The organism is Rothia gullae (genome assembly GCF_024294905.1).
GTDB lineage: Bacteria > Actinomycetota > Actinomycetes > Actinomycetales > Micrococcaceae > Rothia.
This window is the reverse complement of record NZ_JANCOC010000005.1, coordinates 99,712-123,048: the sequence shown is the minus strand read 5'-3', so window position 1 is coordinate 123,048 and position 23,337 is coordinate 99,712. Positions and strand designations below refer to the sequence as shown.

Below are 23,337 nucleotides of genomic sequence, written 5' to 3'. Positions count from 1 at the left end.
TAAACAGTAGCTCTAGCGTAATTAAATCGCAAGTATATTCGATTATGTGTCGTGGTGCAGAGCAACGAAACCGAAAATAGGTACGACAGAGGGCAGAGCCCGCATCCGATGCACGCTCCGCCCTCTGACAAGTTTCAATCACCGCCGGGTGACATCGCTAGAAGAGCCGTGCCTCCCGCACCTCTTCCGGCTCCTCCAGATCGAGGAGGAACTGCTTACGCTCAACCCCGCCAGCGTAGCCGGTCAAACTACCATCAGCACCAATAACGCGGTGACATGGAATCATAATAGAAACCTTATTGCGGCCGACCGCCTGCCCCACAGCCTGCGCCGGAGCACCGGGGCCAACCGCGCGCGAAATCTCGCCGTAAGTGGTGGTGTACCCGGCAGGAACAGTCTTCAGATGCTCCCACACAATCAGCTGAAAATCGGTGCCCTCAGGATCTAGCGGCAACGTAAAAGAAGTGCGCTTGCGGTCAAAATACTCGGAGAGCTCTGCCTCAGCACGCGACAGCAGCCGTGCCGCAGCATACTCACCGGCTGGCTCTTCACCATTTGTAACGCCGTGCTCGCGCAGATAGGCGTCAGGATTCTCAATCAGCCCACCAAGCTCATGGGGGAGCGGGAAGTGCGCCTGATCCTCGTACCAGATGCCCACAATCGCATCCGCACGGGCGGCAAGGTAGAGCACGCCGACGGGGCTCGAATAGTGAGTGTACCAGCGTGCGAGCGCTTCCGGCTGCTGCTGCGAATCGGTCGCTTTGGTCATGCTCTTCCTCGTTGGCTCCTGGGCGTGTACTGCAGATGGTATTAGAGGTAAATATCCCTTTCAACCATCATAGGGGAGGGGCGCCTCCGTACCGTACCCGTAGCGGGTTTTGTCTATAACTAACCGCTATATATGAGATGTATGCACCGCCGTTGAAACATCTCAGGACGCCCTGACAATTTTGCCTGAGCCTCAAGAGGAGGAAGAGAAGTACGCTACTTAGCGGCTGCCCCGTCAGAATTACGCTCTATCAGAATTACGCTCCGTGTGGTGCAGATGCGTAACTAACTGCCATCTTCGGCGGTCAGAATAGAATCAATAAGCCTATATATCTATGATGCGGCACTTGAAGTGGACATCAAAGGTATACAAACGCTGTTAGACCAACCCCACACAACATGTGAACGGGTATCTCATCAAGGGGCATAAAACTAGTGATTTTTACAGCGAGAACAGCAACACGAAAAGCGAACCCCACTCATCGTTAACGCAGGGAACCCAGTAACAAGAGATAAAAGTCTGTCCGCAGCGGTACGTGAAGCACCACAGCGGACGGGAGCGTAAATAAAGTATCAGCGCGAACTATCGACTCCTGTCAGGACAGCGCATGAATATGTCGCGTACGCGTCCTGTGTGGTACTGACACCTCACGAACAACACCGCACCAGGTGATTGGCGGAAGATACCAAATTTACAAAAACCAACGGTACCCCAGCACTAATTTTTGTAGAAATTACGCCGCAATAAACGCTGAATTGAGCGTTATAAAACAGCGAAAAGCCCCGGCTACTTCAACCCCATAGCGGGGGAGAAACAGTCGGGGCTTCGCTAGTACGCGGGCCGTGCCGTTAGGCAACGGGTGCTGCGATTAGGCGGTCGGAACGTCCTCGTCAACCCACTCGAGGGTGCGGGAGACAGCCTTCTTCCACAGGCGGTACTGGCGGTCAACCTCTGCGGGCTCCATGGAGGGCAGCCAGCGCTTGTCCTCAGCCCAGTTGTCCACAACGTCCTGCTCGCCGGTCCAGAAACCAACAGCGATACCTGCAGCGTATGCTGCGCCCAGAGCGGTGGTCTCAACAACCTTCGGGCGAATCACGGGAACGCCGAGGATGTCAGCCTGGAACTGCATGAGGAACTCGTTAGCGGTCATGCCGCCGTCCACGCGCAGCTCGGAGAGCTCAACACCGGAGTCAGCGTTCATTGCGTCCAGAACCTCGCGGGTCTGGAATGCGGTTGCTTCCAGCGCCGCACGCACGATGTGTGCACGGTTCACGTAGCGGGTCAGACCAACGATGACGCCGCGAGCGTCGGAACGCCAGTGCGGTGCGAACAGGCCGGAGAATGCAGGAACAACGTAGCAGCCACCGGAGTCCTTGACGGAGGTAGCCAGTTCCTCAGACTCTGCAGCGTGCTCAATCATGCGCAGGTTGTCGCGCAGCCACTGGATCAGGGAGCCGCTCATTGCGACCGAGCCTTCCAGAGCGTAGACGGGAGCAGCGTCGCCAATCTTGTATGCGACGGTGGTCAGCAGACCGTTGTTGGAGAAGACGGGCTCGTTGCCGGTGTTCATGAGCATGAAGTTACCGGTACCGTAGGTGTTCTTCGCCATGCCCTTCTCGAAGCAAGCCTGACCGAAGGTTGCAGCCTGCTGGTCGCCCAGGATACCCGCGATGGGGGTGCCTGCGAGCAGACCGGTTGCGCGGCCGAATCCGTACACCTCGGAGGAGGACTTGATTTCGGGCAGCATGCTCATGGGGATACCCATGTCTGCAGCGATCTGCGGATCCCATTCGAGGGTGCGGATGTTCATCAGCAGGGTACGGGATGCGTTGGTTACGTCGGTGACGTGAACACCGCCATCAACACCACCGGTCAGGTTCCAGACCAGCCAGGTGTCGGTGTTGCCGAAGAGCAGGTCGCCGCGTTCTGCGCGCTCGCGTGCGCCTTCAACGTTGTCCAGGATCCACTTGATCTTGGGGCCGGAGAAGTAGGTGGAGAGGTTCAGACCGACGATGTCGTGGTACTTGCCAACGCCCTCTTCGCCTGCGAGCTCTTCAACGATTTCCTGGGTGCGGGTGTCCTGCCAGACGATTGCGTTGTAGACGGGCTCACCGGTGTTCTTGTCCCACACGACGGTGGTTTCACGCTGGTTGGTGATGCCGACTGCAGCGATTTCGTGGTGGTTTACTTCGCCGTTTGCCATAGCGGTTGCTACGACCTTACGGACGTTCTGCCAAATTTCGGTTGCGTTGTGCTCGACCCAGCCTGCCTTGGGGAAGATCTGCTCGTGCTCGAGCTGACCGTGCGCTACGTTCTCGCCTGCCTTATTGAACAGGATCGCGCGGGAGCTGGTGGTGCCCTGGTCGATGGAGAGGATGTACTTGCGCTCGACGTTGAGGGTTGCGGAGTGCAGAGAAGTCGTCATTGATTTTTCCTTAGAACAAAAGAACGGGGGTTATTAGAGAGGTTTAGAGGGGCAGAACAGCCGGAACAATCAGGCCAGCGAGGACTGCGCCGATAATCGGGCCAACAACCGGAACCCATGCGTAAGACCAGTTGGAACCGGTCTTACCGGGGATAGGCAGGAAGGTGTAGGCGATACGGGGGCCGAGGTCACGTGCGGGGTTGATAGCGTAACCGGTTGCGCCACCAAGGCTCATACCGATAGAAACAACGACCAGGGTAACAGCCAAGGGGCCAATCTGGGCGGGGGTCTTACCGGATGCGATGATCCAGCCAATCAGGACGAAGGTGCCGATAATCTCGGTGAGCAAGTTCCAGCCGTAGGACTTGATGGCGGGGCCGGTTGCGAAGATGCCGAGGCGGTCGCCCGGGTCCTCATCGAAGTGCTTCTTGTAGGTGAGGTACGCACCGATTGCGCCGGCCATTGCGCCCAGAACCTGAGCGACGATGTACAGGGCGATGTTGCCTGCGGTTGCGGGAACGCCAGTTGCCAGGTCGAGGCCTGCAGTTGCCAGGCCAACGGTCACAGCGGGGCTCAGATGTGCACCGGAGAGGAAGGAGAGGTATACGGCGGTGAACACTGCCAGACCCCAACCGAAGGTGATAACAACCCAGCCTGCGTCCTTAGCGTAGGACTTCTTGAGGGTCACTGCGGCACATACGCCGGCACCGAGCAGAATCAGGATGAAGGTGCCGAAGAATTCGGAAGCGAAGATTCCGAGGGGGGTGGGGGCCCCGGACGCATCCACGAGTGCGGATGAACCGGCTGCAAGTACAGTTCCTGAGGAAGCAAGAAGAGACATTGATGCTCCTTGAAGACGAAGCGTCTGGAAGGCAAGCGAACCGATGCTTGTTTGTTCCTGTGCCGTCCTCCCCGCAATGCGGTTTTTTTTTGGGGGGGGGGGCACAACGCTGTGCTGAAATGTGTAGCGGTTGCTACAAAAAATATTGGTTGAATGTCTGAACGGGAAGCAGACTGCACTGTGGGTTAGCCCCGTATTTAGCGCTCTGCTTCTTGTGCAGTGGGTTTACCCTAAACGGTTATTTAACCCTCCGTCCACCCCTCACCGAAAAATATGAGTTAGCCCATACCGGTGAGGGGCGAATGGTCGGTTCGTACCAAGTAATCGGTTACAAAAGGTACGCGGAATCTCTAAGGATTAGAGCTTCACACGAGGTGCCACGGGGGTGACAGCCTCAATCTTTGCCGATGCCTCAGCGTCGGTGGAGGTGGACTCTGCCTCGCGCATTGCTGCAACGCGTGCTGCGTAGAGGTCGAGTTCCTCCTTGACCTTCTTGTCGTCCCAGCCGAGTTCGGCACGCATAATGGTGAGGATCTCGTCTGCTGCTGCCAGGCCGCGGTCGCGCTGCTCGAGGTCGAGGCGTACGCGGCGGACCAGAACGTCCTCCAGGTGCAGGGCACCCTCGTAGCGGACAGCGAAGACAACGTCTGCACGCAGGAACTGGGGTGCCTTAGCCAGGGGAGTACCGAGGGAGGGGTCAGCGTCGATGAGAGCGCCGAGGTCCTCAATCTGCGCGCCGTAACGCTCAAGCAGGTGGGTGATACGGTCCTCATCCCAGCCGTAGCGCTCTGCGTAGCGTGCACGGTTAGCAGCGATCGCGTGGTAGCCGTCTGCGCCGACCAGGCCGATGGTTGCGGTTACGGAGGGGTTCTGTTTAGCCTGCTCGCCCAGTGCGAAGTCGACAGCATCGGCAGCCATGACACGGTAGGTGGTGAGCTTGCCGCCTGCGATGGCGCTCATACCGGGTGCAACCTCGGTCACGGTGTGCTCGCGGGAAACCTTGGTGGATGCTGCACCGTCCTTGACCTTGGGTTGCAACAGCGGGCGCAGACCGGTGTAGGTGCCGATAATGTCCTCGCGGGTCAGCGGGTTAGCGATCAGCTTGTTAGCCTGCATCAGGACGTAGTCGATGTCCTTGCTGGTCGCGACGGGGCGCTCGCGGTCCTCGGCGTAGGGGGTGTCGGTGGTGCCGATGATCCAGTAACGCTGCCAGGGGATGATGAAGAGAACGGACTTCTCGGTCTTGGTGAAGATACCGCTGGTTGCGTTGATGCGGTCGCGGGGAACCACGATGTGGATGCCCTTGGATGCCAGAACCTCCAGGCCACCATCGGGGTTAGCAAGGGACTCAGATTCTTCGGTCCACACGCCGGTTGCGTTGATGACGTGCTTTGCGCGCACATTCAGGCGCTCGCCGGTCTCCAGGTCTGCCAGCTCTGCGCCGATGACACGGCCGGATGCGTCCTTGGTGAAGCCGACAACCTGGGTGCGGGATGCAGCCAGTGCGCCGTAGCCTGCAGCGGTGCGGACGACGTCGATGACGAGGCGTGCGTCGTCAACGCGTGCATCGTAGAACTGGATTGCGCCGCTGAATGCGGAGTCCTTGATGTCGGGGAAGACGGTCTTGGTGCCGGCCTTAGTGAAGTGACGCTGGGAGGGGACGCCCTTGTTGCCGCGGGAGCCGAGGAACGCCAGGGTGTCGTACATGCCGATGCCGATTGCGGAGTATGCGCGCTCGATGACGGGCATCTTCAGGGGCCACAGGAAGGGCTGTGCGTGCACGAGGTGGGGTGCAATCTTGTTCAGCAGCAGGCCGCGTTCGGTGAGAGCTTCGGTCACGAGCTTGAAGTCGAGGTTGTAGAGGTAGCGCAGGCCGCCGTGAACGAGCTTGGAGGACCATGCGCTGGTGCCTGCTGCCCAGTCACCTGCTTCGACGATGCCGGTGCGCAGGCCGCGGGTTGCTGCGTCGAGGGCAATACCTGCACCAGTGATGCCGCCGCCGACGACCAGGATGTCGAGTTCTTCGTTGACCATGCTCTTGAGTGCCTTGGCGCGGGACTCAGCGGTCAGCTGGGACTGCTGTGCAATGTGCTGGGAGCTCATGTGGTGCTCTTTCCTGTCTTGCCGCGTGCGCGGCGTGGGGTTTCATCTTGCAAATAGTAAAACCCAATGGTGAAATAATAGCCAAGTAGCTTGAACGGATTTTCACTGGGGGTCTGGGGTTGATGAAAGAACGCACTAACCACACTTACGAGGCGGCGCAACTGTACTACATCCACAACATGACGATGGACGCTATCGCGGCCCGTCTGGGAGTTTCCCGTGCCACTGTGTCGCGTCTACTTAAAAGTGCTCGTGAGAGCGGCATGGTGCAGATTCGTCTGGATGAGTCATTCCGTACCCGCAATGAACTGGAGCGCTGCATCGGCGAGCGCTATAAGGTGCGCGTTACTCTCGTGAATATCCGTTCGGACGCCACACCCATTGCCCGTATGAGTCAGGTATCCCGCACCGCGGCGGCGATGCTTGATTCTCTGGTCGACAATGGAACGAGTCTGGGTGTGGCGTGGGGTTCAACGATGACTGAGATTTCTCGTCATCTGCCGCGTCGTCCTCTGAAGGGCGTGACGGTGGTTCAGCTGAACGGTGCCGGTAACGCGCACCATTCGGGTATTCCGTACTTGGGTTCCTTGCTGGGGCAGCTGGTGAATGCTTATGATGCGCAGACTATCCATTTTCCGGTTCCTGCGTTCTTTGACTACGCGGACACGAAGACTGCCATGTGGCGTGAGCGTAGCGTGCAGAAGAATCTGCATGCCCAGCAGAATGTTGACCTTGCTATTTTTGGCGTGGGTGCTTTTGGCGGGCCTATTCCTTCTCACGTGTATTCGGGTGGCTATTTTGAGGCGCAGGAGCAGCGTCAGTTACGTGAGTTGGGTGTTGTGGGGGATATGTGCACGATTCTTCTGCGTGAGGACGGCTCATGGGCTGATTTGGAACTGAATAAGCGTGCGTCCGGTCCGACTCCGAAGGAGCTGGCTCGTATTCCGCGCCGTATTTGCGTTGCATCCGGTACTCACCGTGTGCGTGCTTTGCGCGGTGCATTGCGTACGGGTGCTATTACCGACTTGGTTCTTGATGATGCCCTGGCAAAGGCGCTCATGGAGAAATAGCTAAAAATAATCGCCTCGAGTTCGAGAGTCCGTGGCTATGGGGTAAAAGGGCACCTTGAATCTGAAAGGGTAGTGTTGAGAGCTTTCCTGGTGAAGCTCTCAAGCGTCGCCTGAACAATATTTCAAGGTGACCTTTAATGTCGTCAAAACTGCTTTCTGACCCTACAATATGAAACGTTTGCGCATGTGAAAGTGCATATTAGTGCACTCCGTTGAATCTATTGAAGGTCTGCGCCACTTACCGTTAGAAAGATCCATCCATGACCCCCACCTATAACGCCCAGGCGAATCCGCACCTGGGCGCACCCGGACTTACCACCATGCACGGTGATGCCCAGTCTTCCGACGCTACTCCTCTTGCCGGCCCCGGCGCAGGCAATTGGAAGATTACCGGCACGAAGCTTGGCGGCGCCTGCCCGACGATCCTTGCTGGACGTGACGGCTTCATTCAGGTGCTCTGCACCCAGGTCTTCGCCCACGGCGAGTTCATCACCCCGAAGCTCTCTATCCTTGACCCGCATACCGGCCGCGAGCTCTCTCACTTGGACATCCCGAAGGGGGCACTGCTCGGTGGCGTGTATGCCTACCTTGACGCGGAGGACCGCATGGTTCTGGTGGATGGCTCTCAGTGCCTGCTGCGCCTCTCCCACTCTGCTGACGGACACAGTATCCGGGTTGATGAGCGTATTGACCTGAGCCGCATGCTCGCGCAGAGTGCCAATGACGCTGTGGTTGGTCTGGTGCCCGACTGGTCCGGCCGCATTTGGGTTGCGACGAAGAACGGCTACATTGCGGTGATCGATTCTGCCCGCGGCACGATTCGTTCAATGCGCCTGAATAAGGCGTCGATTGCGGGTGAACGTATCGATAACTCGATTTCGGCGTGCCCGCAGGGTGTGAGTGTGGTGACTTCCCACGCTATTTATATGCTGAATGCTACCGCAACCGGCGCGCCCACTCTCAAGTGGTGGCATGCGTACGATCGAGGTAGCGCCCGCAAGCCCGGTAAGCTCGCGTGGGGATCCGGCGCCTCCCCGACGTTCTTTGGTCCGAACGGTTCGGATTACGTGATGCTGACCGATAACTCTGATACTCAGGAATCGGTAATTGTGTACCGCACCGATAACGGTGCGAAGGTCGGTAGCGCCGGCCTGTTTACTGCCGGTACCTCTGGCACTGAGAATTCTATGATCGGCGTGGGTAACACGATGGTCGGTGCAAGCACCTACGGCTACCCCTACCCGAAGTACCCGGAGGGTGCCGGCCCGTCGGTTCCTGCGAATGCACTTTTTGCTCCCGGTATGGAGCGTTGGGATATTACCGACCGCGGTCTGCGTAAGATTTGGGACCGTAAGGATGTGTACTCTTCGGCTGTTCCTCGCTATTCCACCGCTGACGGTCTGATTTACACCTGTGAGCGTCGCCGCGGTCCGGCTGGTTTGGCGAATGGTGCTTACGCTTGGGCTGTCGCGCTGGACATGGAAACCGGTAAGACGATGCACGAGCAGCGCCTGCCTCAGCATGTGAGCCTGCTGCTTGGCGGTGGTGACACCCTGCAGATGGTGGGCACGATTGACCGTTACGGCACCTGGTGGCAGGGTACGATTAGCGGCGTGTACCGTATCGCGAAGGCTTAGGGGAGTAGAAAATGACTAAGAATAATCTGATGAAGGCTTCTCGCCGTACCGCGTTGAAGGTTGTGGGCGCTTCGGCTGCCCTGGTAGCTGGCGGCGTGAGTGCTGCGGAGGCGGCAACTCGTTCGGGCGGTAAGCGCGCTCGCGTGAACCCTGTGACCCAGCGTCCTGGCGGGCAGCGCGGCGGGCAGCGCGGTCTGCACGGCGGTAGACAGCACGGCGGCGCGGCGAGTTCTGCGCTGGTGCAGGTTCCGATGCGCTATAACGAGTCGTGCATCCGCCTGGAGTTGAAGGCTGCTAACGGGGTACAGGCTGTGTCTTTGCTGAGTCAGCCGGCACGTACTGTTGCTTTCCGGAATCTGCCGACTCGCCTGAGCATTATTAATGAGGGTAATTCGACGCTACCGGTGGGTACACGCCTGATGGTGCGTGCTCGCGCGCAGGACCCGAAGACTGGTTTGCTGTTGAACCCTGCGGTGACTTTTCGTGTTACCTCGGGTCAGGCGGTGCTGCCTTCGGGTAGCCTGGGTGCTTCGGCTCTGGTGGCTCCTGTGGATGCTCTGAATCTTGATGCGGTGCGCCGTAGCGAGCAGACCGGTCAGGCTGGTGCTGGCAGCGAGAACGTTCTGGAGTTGCGCACTGCTATTCCTCGCGGTCACCGCTTGGACGTTCAGCTGAATTATCAGGTGGCTTCGGGTGTTGCCGGTTCAGCGTTGAAGCAGGTTCATGTGAGCGCTGCGCTGGATATGGCGGCGGCTGGTTCGTCTTCTTCGTTCTACGAGGTGCAGAGCTCGGCTGTGGTTGCTTCGCTGAACTAGCAGTTGAGCTGACCCTGTGAAGGATGGGCACGGCGGGGGAGCGGCTCCGTTGTGTGTTTTTATACCTCTATATATAGGCGCCTGTTCAAAAAGATATATTGAAAGGTCGGGGTCGTTCGTGGGAACGGCCCCGACCTTTGCCTTGTCCAGTCTGCCGGCGTGGGCGGCAGTTATTTTTTCTTATGCGGTTTCGGTCCTGTCGTGTTCGCCAAATGCCACCTGCACCGCGTGGTGCAGTGCTTCGCGCACCATGGCGATGGCGGGGTTGGCGGCGGACTCTTGGCGTACGGCGGTAAAGATTTTGCGGGAGGGCTTGCCGGGTAGCTCTACGATGCGTAGCCCCTCGGTGGTGGAGAGGGAGGAGAGGATGAAGCCGGGCACGATGGTGACGGCGAATCCTGCCTTGACGAGGTTGGAGTTCGTGATCATGTCATTGGCGCTGTAGCGGATGACCGGCTCGAATCCCGCGGTGCGGCACTGGTTGAGTGCCCAGCTGCGGGAGGTGTTCTGCTCCATTTCCAGGACCCAGGGCAGTGCGTGTGCCTCCTCGATTGAGGTGATGGTGGAGGTGCTTGGCACGATGAGGCTGAGCGGGTCTTCGGTGAGTAGCTCGGAATGTAGTTCGGGGTATTCGGGGATGTGATGGTGCGGGTAGGCTTCGGAGAGCACCATGTCGTATTCGCGGCTTCGGGTCAGGGAGGTTCCGGTTTCGGGGTCGATTTGCAGTACCTGCAGCGTGAGCGAGGGGGCGTGTTCGGCAAGGTAGCTGAGGGTTTCCGGTAGCAGGGCGAAGGCCGCGGACTGGAAGATGGCGAGGCGGACCATGCCTGCCGGTTCGCCGGTGAGGTTGGCGACGGAGGTTTGCATGCGGTCGAGCTCGCGCAGGATACTGCGGGCGCTGTCGACGATGATGAGTCCGGCACTGGTGAGCTGTACGCGCCTGCCGATGCGCTGCAACAAGGGGGTGCCGGTTTCTTTTTCGAGGGTGGCAATCTGCTGGGAGACGGCGGAGGGGGTGAGGCTGAGGGCTTCTGCGGCAGCGATGACGGTGCCTCGTTCTTGGATTTCGAGGAGCATTTGCATGCGTCGAATGTCGTAGATTGACACGTTATTTCCTCCCTGGTGCGCCCGGTTGTTCTGCAGATTATGCCGCTGAGCTCTTCCGTGGTGCGTCTCTCATCGTGGACTCTTGTCTATGGTACCGCGTGGGCTTTGTTGCACCTCTTTTTGAGACGGCGGGAACCTCGGGTAGGCATGTTGGCTTGTGTGGCTGGTATTTTGTGTGAATGTGATGATTCTTAGAGTCGAAGATGCTTTAGGAATGGTTTTGAAGTGTTCGATTGTTACGAAGTGGGTTCGGTATTTGCTTTCTGAAAGTGCTAGCCTGAGAGGGATGGATAGCGATGTTGCTATGGTCTTCGTTTCTTCTCTTTGGGCTCGGTGTTCAGAGGGTTGCTGGGCGGGAACCGCGGCACATAATCATTTAGAGAAACTAAATGGATTTTGGAAAAAACATTCAGTTTTTCTAATGAGGTATTTATTACCTTTTTGTGGTGAAATAGAGACATCGCCAAACGTGGTGTGCACCGCACACAGTAAGATAGTTAGGAGTCAAGGATGACCCATCCTTTCGCATCTGAGCACTACCAGAAGATGGCTCTGGAAGCTCGTCAGCTTGTTCGCCAGTGGGTAAACGAGTCCCAGTCGATCAAGCCCACCTTCGCGGCTGAGCAGCTCGCCGGTGTTCTGAAGGACCCCAATGGTCTTCCCTTCACCGTCGGCTTTGTTGATGGCGTTATTCGCCCCGAAGACGACAATGTCTCCGGCCGCAACCTTTCCCGTATTTCCGGCCTGGCACCTTCCTTCCTGCCCTGGTACATGAAGTCCGCTGTTGGCTTCGGTGGCAAGCTGGCTGGCAAGGTTGCATGGCCCACCGTTCCCGTTGCACGCCGCGTGCTGCGCGAGATGGTTGGTCACCTCATCGTCGACGCTTCCGAGGAGAAGCTGGGCGACGCAATTGCAGAGCTGACTAAGACCGGTAACCGCCTGAACGTCAACCTGCTCGGTGAGGCAGTTCTGGGTGACAAGGAAGCAGAGCACCGCCTGGCTGAGACTAAGCGCCTGCTGGCACGTGACGATGTTGACTACGTCTCCATCAAGGTGTCCGCTGTTTCTGGCCCCCACCAGCACTGGGCATTCGACGAGGTCGTTGAGACCGCTGTTCGCCGCCTGACCCCGCTGTACGAGCTGGCTGCATCCACCTCCCCCAAGAAGTTCATCAACCTGGACATGGAGGAGTACAAGGACCTCGACCTCACCATTGAGGTGTTCACCAAGATCCTTGACCAGCCCCACCTGAAGGACCTGGAAGCCGGTATCGTGCTCCAGGCATACCTGCCCGACACCCTGGCTGCAATGCAGCACCTGCAGGAGTGGTCCGCAAAGCGCGTTGCTGCTGGCGGCGCAGGTATCAAGGTCCGCCTGGTTAAGGGTGCAAACCTCTCCATGGAAATCGTGGAAGCTGTTATGCACGGCTGGCCGCTGACCACCTGGGACACCAAGCAGGCTGCTGACACCAACTACAAGCGCGTTCTGGACTACGCACTGCGCCCCGAGCACGTGAAGAACATTCGCCTCGGTATTGCAGGCCACAACCTCTTCGACGTTGCTTTCGCACTGCTGCTCTCCGAGGACCGCGGCGTGAAGGACCGCGTCGAGTTCGAGATGCTGATTGGTATGGCTGAGCAGCAGGCAGAGATTATTCGCCGCCGCGTTGGTCACCTGCTGCTGTACGTGCCCGTCGTGAACCCCAAGGAATTCGACGTTGCTATCGCATACCTGATCCGTCGTCTCGAGGAGAACGCTTCCTCCGAGAACTTCATGTCCGGTATCTTCGACCTGGCAACCGACGAGTCCATCTTCAAGCGCGAAGAGGACCGCTTCATGCGTGCGCTGAACTCCGTCACCGACGAGGTTCCCGCATCCAAGCGCACTCAGAACCGTCTGACCGAGAACGAGGACAACGTTTTCGTACCGGCAGGCCGCTTCGAGAACACCCCCGACACCGACCCCGCACTGGCAGGTAACCGTGAGTGGGGCCGCGCAATCCTCGAGCGTTCCAAGACCACCAAGCTGGGCATCGACACCCTCAAGGCTAACGAGCTGACCAGCGAGGCTGAGGCTGAGAAGCTGATCAAGGAAACCGAAGAGGCTGGCAAGGCATGGGGCAAGCTCTCCGGCCACGAGCGTGCAGAGATTCTGCGCAAGGTCGGTAAGGCTATCGCACTGCGCCGCGGTGACCTGCTGGAGGTTATGGCAGCTGAGGCTGGCAAGACCCTGGAGCAGGGCGACACCGAGGTCTCCGAGGCAATCGACTTCGCATACTACTACGCAATGCTGGCTGAGGACCTCGAGAAGATCGACGGCGCAAAGCCCAAGTCCGTTGACCTGACCCTGGTTGTTCCCCCGTGGAACTTCCCGACCGCTATCCCCGCCGGTGGTGTTCTGGCAGGTCTGGCTGCAGGTTCTGCTGTCATCTTCAAGCCCGCAACCATCACCGCTCGCACCGGTGCCCTCATCGCAGAGATCATGTGGGATGCAGGCGTTCCCAAGGAAGTTCTGAAGCTCGTCAAGGTTGTTGACCGCGCTGCAGGCAAGCTGCTCATCTCGCACCCCGAGGTTGACCGCCTGATCCTGACCGGTGGTTACGAGACCGCTGAGCTCTTCCGCTCCTGGCGTGATGACCTGCCCCTGTTCGGTGAGACCTCGGGTAAGAACTCAATCATCGTCACCCCGAACGCTGACATTGACCTCGCCGTCAAGGACGTCGTCTACTCCGCATTCGGTCACGCAGGTCAGAAGTGCTCCGCTGGCTCCACCGTCATCCTGGTTGGCTCCGTGGCACAGTCCGAGCGTTTCCGCCGTCAGCTGCTTGACTCCGTCAACTCCCTGCACGTGGCGCACCCGCAGGACATCGAGTCCGAGATGGGCCCCGTTGTTCAGAAGCCGGAAGAGAAGCTGCTGCGCGGTCTGACCACCCTCGGCCCGGGTGAGCGTTGGCTCGTTCAGCCCAAGGAACTGGACGAGACCGGTCGCCTCTGGAGCCCCGGTGTTCGCGAAGGCGTCAAGCCCGGTTCCGAGTACCACATGACCGAGTACTTCGGCCCCATCCTGGGCGTCATGACCGCTGACACCCTGGAAGAGGCAATCGAGTTGCAGAACGCACCCGATTACGGCCTGACCGCAGGTCTGCACTCGCTGGATGCTGACGAGCTCGAGCTGTGGCTCTCCAAGGTCCAGGCAGGTAACCTGTACGTCAACCGTGCAATTACCGGTGCAATCGTTCAGCGTCAGCCCTTCGGTGGTTGGAAGAAGTCCACCGTTGGCTCCGGTACCAAGGCTGGTGGCCCCAGCTACCTGATCGCTCTGTCCGATTGGGAGCCCGCACAGGCAACCGCAACCGCTGTCACCCAGTCCGTGACCGTCCGCGAGACCCTGGCTACCATCGAGAACTCCGAGCTGGGCAAGCGTGAGGACTTCGCATTCATCAAGCGCGGTGTCTCCTCTGACGCACACGCTTGGGACACCGAGTTCGGCTTCGGCCACGATCCCTCGAAGCTGGGCGTGGAGCGCAACATCCTGCGCTACGTACCCACCCAGGTTCTGGTTCGTGCAGACGAGTCCGCATCCGCAGCAGAGACCCTGCGCGTTGTGCTTGCCGGTCTGGCAGCTAACGCACCGGTTGCTCTGTCCGTCGGTAAGGATCTGCCGGTCGACGTCCGTGGTGTCCTCGAGAACAAGGGCATCAAGTACGAAGTCAAGTCGGACGCTCAGTTCCGCGAGTACCTGGCTTCGAACGCTAAGACCCCGGTTCGCGCACTGGCTGGTACCCCGCTGGAAGGCACCCGTATCCGCTACATCGGTAACGATGAGAAGTCCATCTACTCGGCACTGGGCGGTCGCCCGGATGTTGCAGTGTACTTCGCACCGGTCACCGAGGCTGGCCGTATCGAGATGCTGCCCTTCCTCCGCGAGCAGGCTGTTTCGATTACCGCACACCGTTTCGGTAACCCGAACCGCTTCTCCGAGCGCGTCATTTCTTCCCGCTAAGGCGCTGTGAGAGTTTAGCTCTCTAGCCTAAGGCTCAGGGTCCTGCACCTTCATGGTGCGGGGCCCTGAGCCTTTTGGTGTGTCTGATGGCTGTCTGCTGGAGGCGAGTAATAGGGGTGCTTCTAGGGTCTTGGGAAGGGGGTGATTGTTGAGCGATTAGATAGGACAAGGAAAATATAGTGTCATAGAAATGGTACGGGGGTGTTTGGACGTGCCCCGCGTTACTTCTTATGTGATAATTGGTGTAGGACGTTCCGTCATCCCACATACGGAACGACACCGTGCGCGGGACGGTCCGCGCTACGCAAGAACACACTGAAAGGACACCGCTGCTATGAGCAACGTTCCCGCAGAACTCTCTTACACTTCTGAGCACGAGTGGGTTTCCGCTCTCACCGCTGAGGGCACCGTACGTGTTGGTATTACCGATCACGCTCAGGACGCACTGGGTGACGTCGTCTACGTCGACCTTCCCTCTGTCGGCGACTCTGTAGCTGCTGAGGATAGCTTCGGTGAGATTGAGTCCACCAAGTCTGTCTCTGATCTTTTCGCTCCCATTACGGGCGAGATTGTTGCAGTGAATGAGGGCCTGGAAGATGATCCCGCCCTGGTTAACTCTGACCCCTACGGCGAGGGCTGGATTGTGGAGATTCGTCCCGAGAACGCTGATGACCTGGCGAACCTGCTGGATGCAGAGGCGTACAAGGCTGAGCTGGACAAGCTCTAAGTCGATAGACTCTAAAACCTTCTATAGCCCTCGGATAAGAGGTATGTAGTGGTGAGACGGCGAGACCGATTGGTCTCGCCGTTTTTCTTTTAAAACGCACACAAACGCAAATAGCTGGGCGGATTTAAGGTTCGCCTTGAAGGCGAAGGAATTCACTAAGAGGGCTTAAAGGATGACTAAACCCCAAGTGGGAGCCTCTTTTAAGTTAAATGTGATGAAAACTTCAACTATTGCGAGAAGTCAAAATTTGACCTGTAAAACAGTCCAATGCTGGAAAACTTTGTTCACTGAGCTGAAAATTTGCTAGAATTGGTATTGTTTCTACTTCAAAGTGACTGAATATGTGGTTATTTTTGGGTTTGAAACAGTCCTGAAAAGGATGAACTGAATAGCAAAATGCCTTGTGAGGCTATAAGATTGTCTCGAAGGTTTGCGGTTTATCATTTCGTGATAAACAACTAAACTTATCTATCATACTCTCAACACTAAGCAAAGATGTTCGGTGTGCTGCGATAACCCCTGCCAGGGGGAACGAGCCATTCACTCAACTACGGCGAGTATCGTCATCGACCGAACAAGTACCCGAAAGACATAGATGACCTCACGCATCGATGAGAACCTCACTAACGTTGAGGTTCAACTAGAGGACGTGGAGAACGGCGGCTCTGACCGTAACCCGCGTGACGTTAAGAGCCGGACCATTGGTCAGGTTCTTAGCCAGCTTGACCTGGAGTTCCCCGGAATTAGCGCCTCCAAGATTCGCTTCCTGGAAGAGCGCGGTCTCGTACACCCCAGCCGTACCGAAACCGGTTACCGCAAGTACTCCCAGAGGGATATTGAGCGCTTGCGCTACATCCTCACCATGCAGCGCGACCACTACATGCCGCTGAAGGTAATCCGTCAGCACCTGGAGGATCTGGAAACCGGTCGCGTACTGAACTCCATGCCTGCCACCGTAAGCGAAGACGTGCTAGACACCGTACTCGGCCCGAACGAGCAGGAAGGTCGCACCTACACTCTCCGCGAGCTGGCAGAATACGCTAACGCCACCTCTGAACTGATTCGCGAGCTGATTGACTTTGGGTTGCTCGAAGACGGTTCGGATGTGGAGTACACCGATTACGATGTGCTGATTGCCCGCGTTAGTGCAGAACTGACCCAGCACGGCATCCAGCCCCGCCACCTGCGTGCATTTAAGTCTGCGGCAGACCGCGAAATTTCCCTCGTTGAAATTGCGGTGGCTCCGTTGGCCTCGCGCCGCGACGCAGCCTCCCAGGCTCAAGCGCAGGAACGAGCCAACAAGATTCGCAAGTTGTGCCTGCAACTGCACGCAACTCTCGTCGAATCGGCGATGCCTACCTACGAGTAGGAGAACGAAGACGCAGGCTACCGGACAGCCTGCCGTTCGTAAAATCTCAGCGGTTCTACCGCACCTCGAACGGGGTTTTCCCTCGGGAAACACTGCTGACCACGGTGATTCCCTCTATAGTCCCTACCCCCTTACCAACGGGTAGCGGCCTCTAGATTTGGACGAAGCCGATGCTGGCACGCTCGGAATTTCTACCCCTTCGTCCAACACGAAGAGCTTTCTCACCAGGGGGCTCCCGGCCTGCCAAGGCTGTTCACTCAAATCAGCTGTAAATGCGTACGGACTACCTATCTGTACGCATTTACTTTTTAAACTCTTGCGGGGTGGATACGCAGAAAAAGCGAATGAATACCGGGGGAGGAGCACCCCTACAGGGCGTTAATGAGGCAAAAACGAATCTGAAAAGATCATTCGCTTCGGTGGGTTCAATTTTAAGTAGAGCCTTCTATCAGTTAAAATAGATTGAACAACCGCGCCTATCGCGCATCGGTCGCACATCGAGTCGTGTTCTACGAATCGAATAGTCGAACCAATGTGTAGTATTGAAAACCGCGTAGCCAATCTCGCAGAGGGAAGCCGCGCGAATCATAGATGTAGATTCTACGGCGTATCCCTAGAATCTCCCGCTGAGAATCTCACCCCGAGAATCGGGTCTACACCGGAACGATATCGACCGCATTTGATGGGGCGCGGTGAAGCACTTAAAAGGGTTTAACGAAAAGGAGGGACCGTGCTAGAGCAGCAGGTAGTCGAATATGCAGGCGAAGCCGCAACCACGCACGCACCCCAGGGCTTTGACCAGCCTCTGGAAGGCTTCGACACCCTCTTCCCTGTTGCACCGCCTCCGCGTGGTGAACAGGGCGTACTCTTCACCGACCCTGTCTCTGTCGTCGAGGAAAACCTCGGCTACCGCGGCGCCGTCGCCTGCAAGGCAGCCGGCATTACCTACCGCCAGCTCGACTACTGGGCACGCACCGACCTGGTCGTACCCACCGTGCGTGGCGCCTCCGGATCCGGTACCCAGCGCCTCTACAGCTTTCGCGACGTGCTCGTACTCAAGATTGTGAAGCGACTGCTTGACACCGGCGTATCCCTGCAGCAGATTCGCACCTCCATTGAGCATCTGCGTACTCGCGGCATTGATGACCTCGCGAACATCACCCTGATGAGTGACGGCACCACCGTCTACGAATGCACCTCCCCGAGCGAGGTCATCGACCTGGTTCAGGCAGGTCAGGGCGTCTTCGGTATCGCGATTGGCCGCGTCTGGCGCGAAATCGAAATGAACCTCAACGGTCAGCCCGGCGAAGAAATGCACGAAAACTTCGAAGGTGACGAACTCGCCGCCCGCCGTGCCCGCCGTGCACAAGCATAAAGCACAGGCCTAAACCACGTATCTTGAATCTGCCCGTGCTCACTACCTATCGGGTGGCGAGCACGGGCAGAAGTTTTAAACCCGAGGGAACGTTCAATGCTCACTTGAGAAAAAAATTCAAGATACACCCCTGTCAGAGCCAGAAGAAAAGCGAAGATTCGCTAAAATAAAGTGGCATTACACCTCACTCAAAAAAGGGACCTGCATGCCCCGCATCGTCAGTATCAGCAGTCTTAAAGGTGGCGTCGGCAAAACGTCCATCACTTTGGGGCTCACCTCCGCGGCATTGCACAGCGGATTCTCCACACTCGTTATTGACCTCGACCCCCACGGCGATGCCAGCACCGGCCTGGCAGTGGATGAAACCATCCCCGACGTCGCCTCCCTAATTGCCAGCTCCAATAAGCGCGCCTTCGTGGAGGAAGCCGGTAATTCCTCCTGGAACTCGCTCGTCGGCAAGCCCACCCTGCTGACCAATAACCCCGCGACCACCGGTAGCGTGAAGGTGGCACGCGGTTCGGCTCGTTCCACCCTCGTGGACCGGCAGGAAGCCGCGCCGTTCATCCGCCGATTCAAGCGCATGGTGGAGACGGCAGCGGACGCCTACGACGTCATCCTGATCGACTGCCCACCGTTCCTCGGAACCCTGTCTTCGATGGGCTGGGCGGTTAGCGAACGCATCCTCTCGGTCGCAGAGCCCTCCATCTTCTCCGTGGCGGGCACCGAACGAACCCTGCGCGCCATCGTGCGCTTTCAGCAGGAAAGCGGCATCAGTATTGACGGCACGGGAGTAGTTATCAACAAGATGCGCCCCAACGACAGCGAACACCGCTACCGATGCGACGAAATGCGTTCCCTCTTCGGCGAGCTCATGGCAGAACCCGTGCTCGCTGAAAGCCCCGTGCTGCAGCGCGCCCAGGGTGCCGCGTACCCGATTCATTTTTGGCCCGACGAAGAATCGGTTGATCCCGCCATTGACTTCACCCGCCTGCTGGCTGGGCTTATGGCAGACCTCTAAGCGCAGACTCTACGCGTCACTAATCCGCGGGCTCACATAGTTTCAACGCTTGAGGTTTCAACGATTAAGTGCGTCTTCTCAAAGAACCGCTGTGTTCTCAGTGCTGTGTTCTCAGTGCTGTGGTTCTTTGGGACGGCGCACTTTCGCTTATCTGTCAACATTGATGCCAGATAGCGGGAATAGCGTGCCGCCCGTACACGTTATAGTGGCAGTAACAGAAATATCCCCGCGATTGAGGGGCACGCTGGGAACGAGACCAGCCTCAACACTAACCACGAGAGGACCACATGAGCATCGAGAACGTAGAACGCATTGACGGCGTAGCACAATACGACCTAATCGTCATCGGCTCCGGATCCGGCAATAGCCTCATCGGCCCCGAATGGGACGATAAGAAGGTAGCCCTCATCGACGGCGGTATCTTCGGTGGTACCTGCCTGAACGTTGGCTGCATCCCCACCAAGATGTACGTCTACCCGGCGACTATCGCGCAGAAGACCCGCGAGGTCAAGCACCTGGGCGTCGACGCACACGTAGACGCCGTGCACTGGGCACAGATTCGTGACCGCATCTTTGCCTCCCGCATCGACCAGATTTCTGCGGGCGGCCGTGACTGGCGTGCCGGCCTGCCCAACGTCGACTTCTACGACCAGTACGCACGCTTCGTAGGCTCCCACACCGTTGAGCTGACCGACGGCACCCGCCTGCAGGGCCGCCAGATCGTCGTTGCGGCAGGTTCGCGCGCCGTGCTGCCTCCCGTGCCCGGTATCGACTCCTCCAAGGTCTACACCAACGACAACGTCATGCGCCTGGACGAACTGCCCGCCCGCATGGTCGTCATCGGCGGCGGCGTGATTGCGGCAGAATTCTCCCACGTTTTCTCCGCATTCGGCACCGAAGTAACCCAGCTGAACCGCTCCTCCCGCCTGCTGCGCGGCATGGATGAAGAGGTCGTGGAACGCTTCGAAGAAGCCGCAAGCAAGCAGTGGAACATCGTCAAGGATGCGTCCCTCTCCGAAATCCGTGAAAACGCCGACGGCAGCGTAACCGTCGTAGCGAAGCACACCACCGAGAACGGTGAAGAACTGCTCGAAATCCCGGCAGACGCTGTGCTCGTAGCAACCGGTCGCCGCCCCAACACCGACACCCTCAACGCAAAGAACTACTTCGATGTGCAGGACGGCGGTCAGCTTAGCGTCGATAAGTACCAGCGCGTGCTCTACAACGGCGCACCCGTACCCGGCGTCTTCGCCCTCGGGGACGTGTCCAGCCGCTACCAGCTCAAGCACGTGGCAAACCACGAGGCCCGCGTTGTGCAGCACAACCTCAGCCACCCCGAGGACCTGCGCGCCAGCGACCACCGCTACGTACCCGGCGCGGTCTTCACCAACCCTCAGATTGCCGTGGCCGGCATGTCCGAAGAGCAGGCGCGCCAGGCCGCTGAGCGTGGAGGCTTTGAGATCACCGTCAAGGCACAGAACTTTGGTGACACCGCCTACGGCTGGGCAATGGAAGACAAGATTGGCCTGTGCAAGCTGATTGCCCGCAAGGACAACGGCGAGCTGCTCGGTGCGCACCTGGTTGGTGAAGAGTCCTCCGTGCTCATCCAGCCGCTACTGCAGGCAATGAGCTTCGGCATGGATGCGCGCACCCTCGCACGCGGCCAGTACTGGATTCACCCGGCACTGACTGAAATCGTTGAGAACGCGCTGCTCGGCCTGGAATTCGACGAGCCCGCCAACTAACAACGGCTAGATAACACCCGGAAGCCGAGGTATCTAGCGAACAAACAGAGAGGAGGGGGTTGTACCTAAGCGGTACGACCCCCTCCTCTCGTTGATGGTAACCAGAGCTATTTAGGCGTTGTCGCCGTCAGCCTTCTTCTCAGCCTTCTTTGCTTCTGCTTTCTCAGCAGGAGCTTCAGCGGAAGAATCCTCAGTCTTTTCTGCCTTCTCAGACTTCTTGGCGTTATCCTTAGCCGCTGCCTTCTCTTCCTGGGGCTTCTGCATCATTTCAGCGGTCTGCTCACGTAGCTCCTCAAACTTCTCAGCTGCCTGCTCACGCAGCTCGGCAAGACGCTCCGCCTGATGATCCGCGTACTCGTGCAGACGCTCAGCAGCCTGCTCACGCAGCTCAGCGAACTTCTCAGACTGCTCCGCCGCGTACTCCTGCAGACGAGCCAAAGAATCCGACGTGCTATCGGAAACCTTGCCGTACATCTCATCCACGTAGGAAGAGAAGTCCTGCAGAATCTTCGCGCGGCGCAGCTTCTGCGAAGGAGTCAGGTAGCCGTCCTCCTCGGTCAGATCGCGGTTCATAATACGGAACTCGCGAATACCCTCGGCGCGGGAAACCAACTGGTTCGCCTCGTCCACGAGCTTCTGAATCGCGGCACGAACCGCCGGATGAACAGCCGCCTCCGGGATGGAGAGCGAACGCGGCAGGCCCAGATGCTCCAACTGCTCGGGTAGAGTATCAGGATCCAGGGTCACCAGAGCCGCAATGAACGGCTTCTCATCGCCAACCAGCATCGCCTGAGAAACCAGGGGAGAGGTACGCAGATGAGTCTCCGCAATACCCGGAATCACGTTCTTACCCCCGGCGGTGACAATGATTTCCTTCTTACGGCCCACAATCTTCAGGTAGCCTCGCTCATCGAAACGAGCCAGGTCACCGGTGCGGAACCAGCCGTCTTCGGTGAACGCATGAGCGTCCTCCTCGGGGTTCTTGTAGTAGCTGCTAATCACGCCCACGCCACGAACCAGAAGCTCGCCGTCCTCAGCAATGTAGCCTTCGGAACCGGGGATGAGCGGACCAAGCATACCAATCTGGTACGGGTTGATGCGGCCAACCGCAATCGGGGCGCAGGTCTCGGTCAGACCGTAACCCTCAACCACCTGCACACCCACCGCGTGGAAGAAGTGAGCCAGGCGCTCGCCGAGGGGACCGCCGCCGGAGACCGCGTAACGCAGCTCGCCGCCGAGAGCCGCACGCAGCTTCGAGTAGACCAGCTTGTCGTAGAGAGCGTACTGCGCCGCCAGCTTGAGGGGCACACGACCCTCAACCTTCGCCTGCGACCAGCGCACCGCGATATCGGTGGAACGCTCAAACAGAGACTTATTAAACTTGCCGCCCTTAGCCGCCTTTGCCATGGCACCTTCGTACACCTTCTCAAAGACGCGGGGCACCACCAGCAGCATGGTCGGCTTGAAGCTGTCCAGGTCAGACGCCAGGTTCTTGATGTTGGGGGAGTGACCAATAACCAGGCCAGCGTCCAGCGCCAGAACCTGAATCAGGCGCGCCAGAACGTGCGCCAGCGGCAAGAAAAGAATGGAGGAGTTGCGGGAGTTCGCAATCTCCGGCTCGACCAGCCTGGTGTTCGCGCTCAGGTTCAGGAAATGACCGTGAGTCAGCGCGCAACCCTTAGGGCGACCGGTCGTACCGGAGGTGTACACAATGGTCGCGATGTCATCACAACCGGCTGCGGAACGTACCTGCTCCAGCTGGTCATCGCTCACCTCGGACGCGCGAGTGCTCAGGGCATCGAGGTCGCCGTTCTCAATGACCCAGCGGTGCTCGAGCTGGCACGGCTCAGTAGTAGAAACGGCGTATTCTTCAGCCTCAGCCACACGATTCAGGAGCTTCTCATCCTCGACGAAGATGGCGACAGCCTCAGAATGGGACAGTGCCCACGCCGCCTGGGCGGCAGCGTTCGTTTCATACACCGGCACGGAGACAGCGCCGGCATACCAAATCGCAAAGTCAATGACAGTCCACTCAAAACGGGTACGGCTCATAATACCCACACGGTCACCCGGGCGGATACCAGCGGCAATCATACCCTTAGCCAGGTCGGTCACCATCTGGTGGAACTGTTGGGCTCGAACCGGCTGCCAGTTACCTGGAGACATCTGACGGCGGTACAGCACCGGATTGGAGCTATCGGCACGGTGGCGCTCAACAATGCTTGTCAGATTCAGTGAGGGGTCGACAATAACCTCAGCGGGAGTGGAGAAGACTTTCATAATGCGCCTTTCAAATCAGGGCGTGAGCCCGTGGCGGATTCGGTGCCGCGGGCT

At 58.3% G+C, this 23,337-nt stretch carries 15 protein-coding genes; 9 read left to right on the top strand and 6 right to left on the bottom strand.

The window, feature by feature from the left end:
* Positions 1 to 157 precede the first annotated feature (157 nt).
* From NML54_RS04755 to NML54_RS04740, 4 genes are all read right to left on the bottom strand, one after another.
* Positions 158 to 769: a methylated-DNA--[protein]-cysteine S-methyltransferase gene (locus tag NML54_RS04755; protein ID WP_254756212.1), complete on the bottom strand. Its 612-nt coding sequence runs from the start codon at positions 767 to 769 to the stop codon at positions 158 to 160.
* An 868-nt stretch (positions 770 to 1,637) separates the two neighbouring features.
* Positions 1,638 to 3,194 (bottom strand): glycerol kinase GlpK, encoded by a 1,557-nt coding sequence (glpK, locus tag NML54_RS04750; RefSeq protein WP_254756210.1) that lies wholly within the window; start codon positions 3,192 to 3,194, stop codon positions 1,638 to 1,640.
* A 43-nt stretch (positions 3,195 to 3,237) separates the two neighbouring features.
* A complete protein-coding gene (locus tag NML54_RS04745) occupies positions 3,238 to 4,035 on the bottom strand; it encodes an MIP/aquaporin family protein (protein WP_254756208.1) in 798 nt (265 codons plus the stop codon).
* Between the two features lie 357 nt (positions 4,036 to 4,392).
* Complete coding sequence (locus NML54_RS04740) at positions 4,393 to 6,138, bottom strand: glycerol-3-phosphate dehydrogenase/oxidase (RefSeq protein ID WP_254756206.1); 1,746 nt, start codon at positions 6,136 to 6,138, stop codon at positions 4,393 to 4,395.
* A 122-nt stretch (positions 6,139 to 6,260) separates the two neighbouring features.
* Here NML54_RS04740 and NML54_RS04735 point away from each other — a divergent pair, with 122 nt between their 5' ends.
* The 3 genes from NML54_RS04735 (at position 6,261) to NML54_RS04725 (ending at position 9,660) form a co-directional block, all read left to right on the top strand.
* Positions 6,261 to 7,208: a sugar-binding transcriptional regulator gene (locus tag NML54_RS04735; RefSeq protein ID WP_254756204.1), complete on the top strand. Its 948-nt coding sequence runs from the start codon at positions 6,261 to 6,263 to the stop codon at positions 7,206 to 7,208.
* Between the two features lie 260 nt (positions 7,209 to 7,468).
* Positions 7,469 to 8,845: a 6-pyruvoyl tetrahydrobiopterin synthase gene (locus NML54_RS04730; RefSeq protein ID WP_254756202.1), complete on the top strand. Its 1,377-nt coding sequence runs from the start codon at positions 7,469 to 7,471 to the stop codon at positions 8,843 to 8,845.
* 11 nt (positions 8,846 to 8,856) lie between these two features.
* Positions 8,857 to 9,660 (top strand): transcriptional initiation protein Tat, encoded by an 804-nt coding sequence (locus tag NML54_RS04725; protein ID WP_254756200.1) that lies wholly within the window; start codon positions 8,857 to 8,859, stop codon positions 9,658 to 9,660.
* A gap of 180 nt (positions 9,661 to 9,840) precedes the next feature.
* On the opposite strand, the gene NML54_RS04720 is transcribed toward NML54_RS04725, so the two are convergent.
* Complete coding sequence (locus NML54_RS04720; protein ID WP_254756198.1) at positions 9,841 to 10,767, bottom strand: LysR family transcriptional regulator; 927 nt, start codon at positions 10,765 to 10,767, stop codon at positions 9,841 to 9,843.
* A 510-nt stretch (positions 10,768 to 11,277) separates the two neighbouring features.
* On the opposite strand from NML54_RS04720, the gene NML54_RS04715 reads away from it, so the two are divergent.
* From NML54_RS04715 to NML54_RS04690, 6 genes are all read left to right on the top strand, one after another.
* Complete coding sequence (locus tag NML54_RS04715; protein WP_254756196.1) at positions 11,278 to 14,769, top strand: bifunctional proline dehydrogenase/L-glutamate gamma-semialdehyde dehydrogenase; 3,492 nt, start codon at positions 11,278 to 11,280, stop codon at positions 14,767 to 14,769.
* Between the two features lie 334 nt (positions 14,770 to 15,103).
* Positions 15,104 to 15,496: a glycine cleavage system protein GcvH gene (gene gcvH / locus NML54_RS04710; protein WP_254756194.1), complete on the top strand. Its 393-nt coding sequence runs from the start codon at positions 15,104 to 15,106 to the stop codon at positions 15,494 to 15,496.
* 595 nt (positions 15,497 to 16,091) lie between these two features.
* On the top strand, positions 16,092 to 16,865 hold the full coding sequence (gene ftsR, locus NML54_RS04705; RefSeq protein ID WP_254756192.1) for a transcriptional regulator FtsR: 774 nt from the start codon (positions 16,092 to 16,094) through the stop codon (positions 16,863 to 16,865).
* Between the two features lie 730 nt (positions 16,866 to 17,595).
* Entirely contained in the window at positions 17,596 to 18,240 is a 645-nt protein-coding gene (locus NML54_RS04700; protein ID WP_254756189.1) for a MerR family transcriptional regulator, read from the top strand.
* Between the two features lie 205 nt (positions 18,241 to 18,445).
* Positions 18,446 to 19,258, top strand: a complete 813-nt coding sequence (locus NML54_RS04695) for a ParA family protein (RefSeq protein WP_254756187.1) — start codon at positions 18,446 to 18,448, stop codon at positions 19,256 to 19,258.
* A gap of 287 nt (positions 19,259 to 19,545) precedes the next feature.
* Positions 19,546 to 21,003 carry a mycothione reductase gene (locus NML54_RS04690; protein WP_254756185.1) on the top strand — a complete coding sequence of 486 codons (1,458 nt, stop codon included), beginning with the start codon at positions 19,546 to 19,548 and terminating at the stop codon, positions 21,001 to 21,003.
* Positions 21,004 to 21,114: 111 nt separating this feature from the next.
* Here the strand turns inward: NML54_RS04690 and NML54_RS04685 are convergent, their stop codons facing one another.
* Entirely contained in the window at positions 21,115 to 23,283 is a 2,169-nt protein-coding gene (locus NML54_RS04685) for an AMP-binding protein (protein WP_254756183.1), read from the bottom strand.
* Positions 23,284 to 23,337 lie beyond the last annotated feature (54 nt).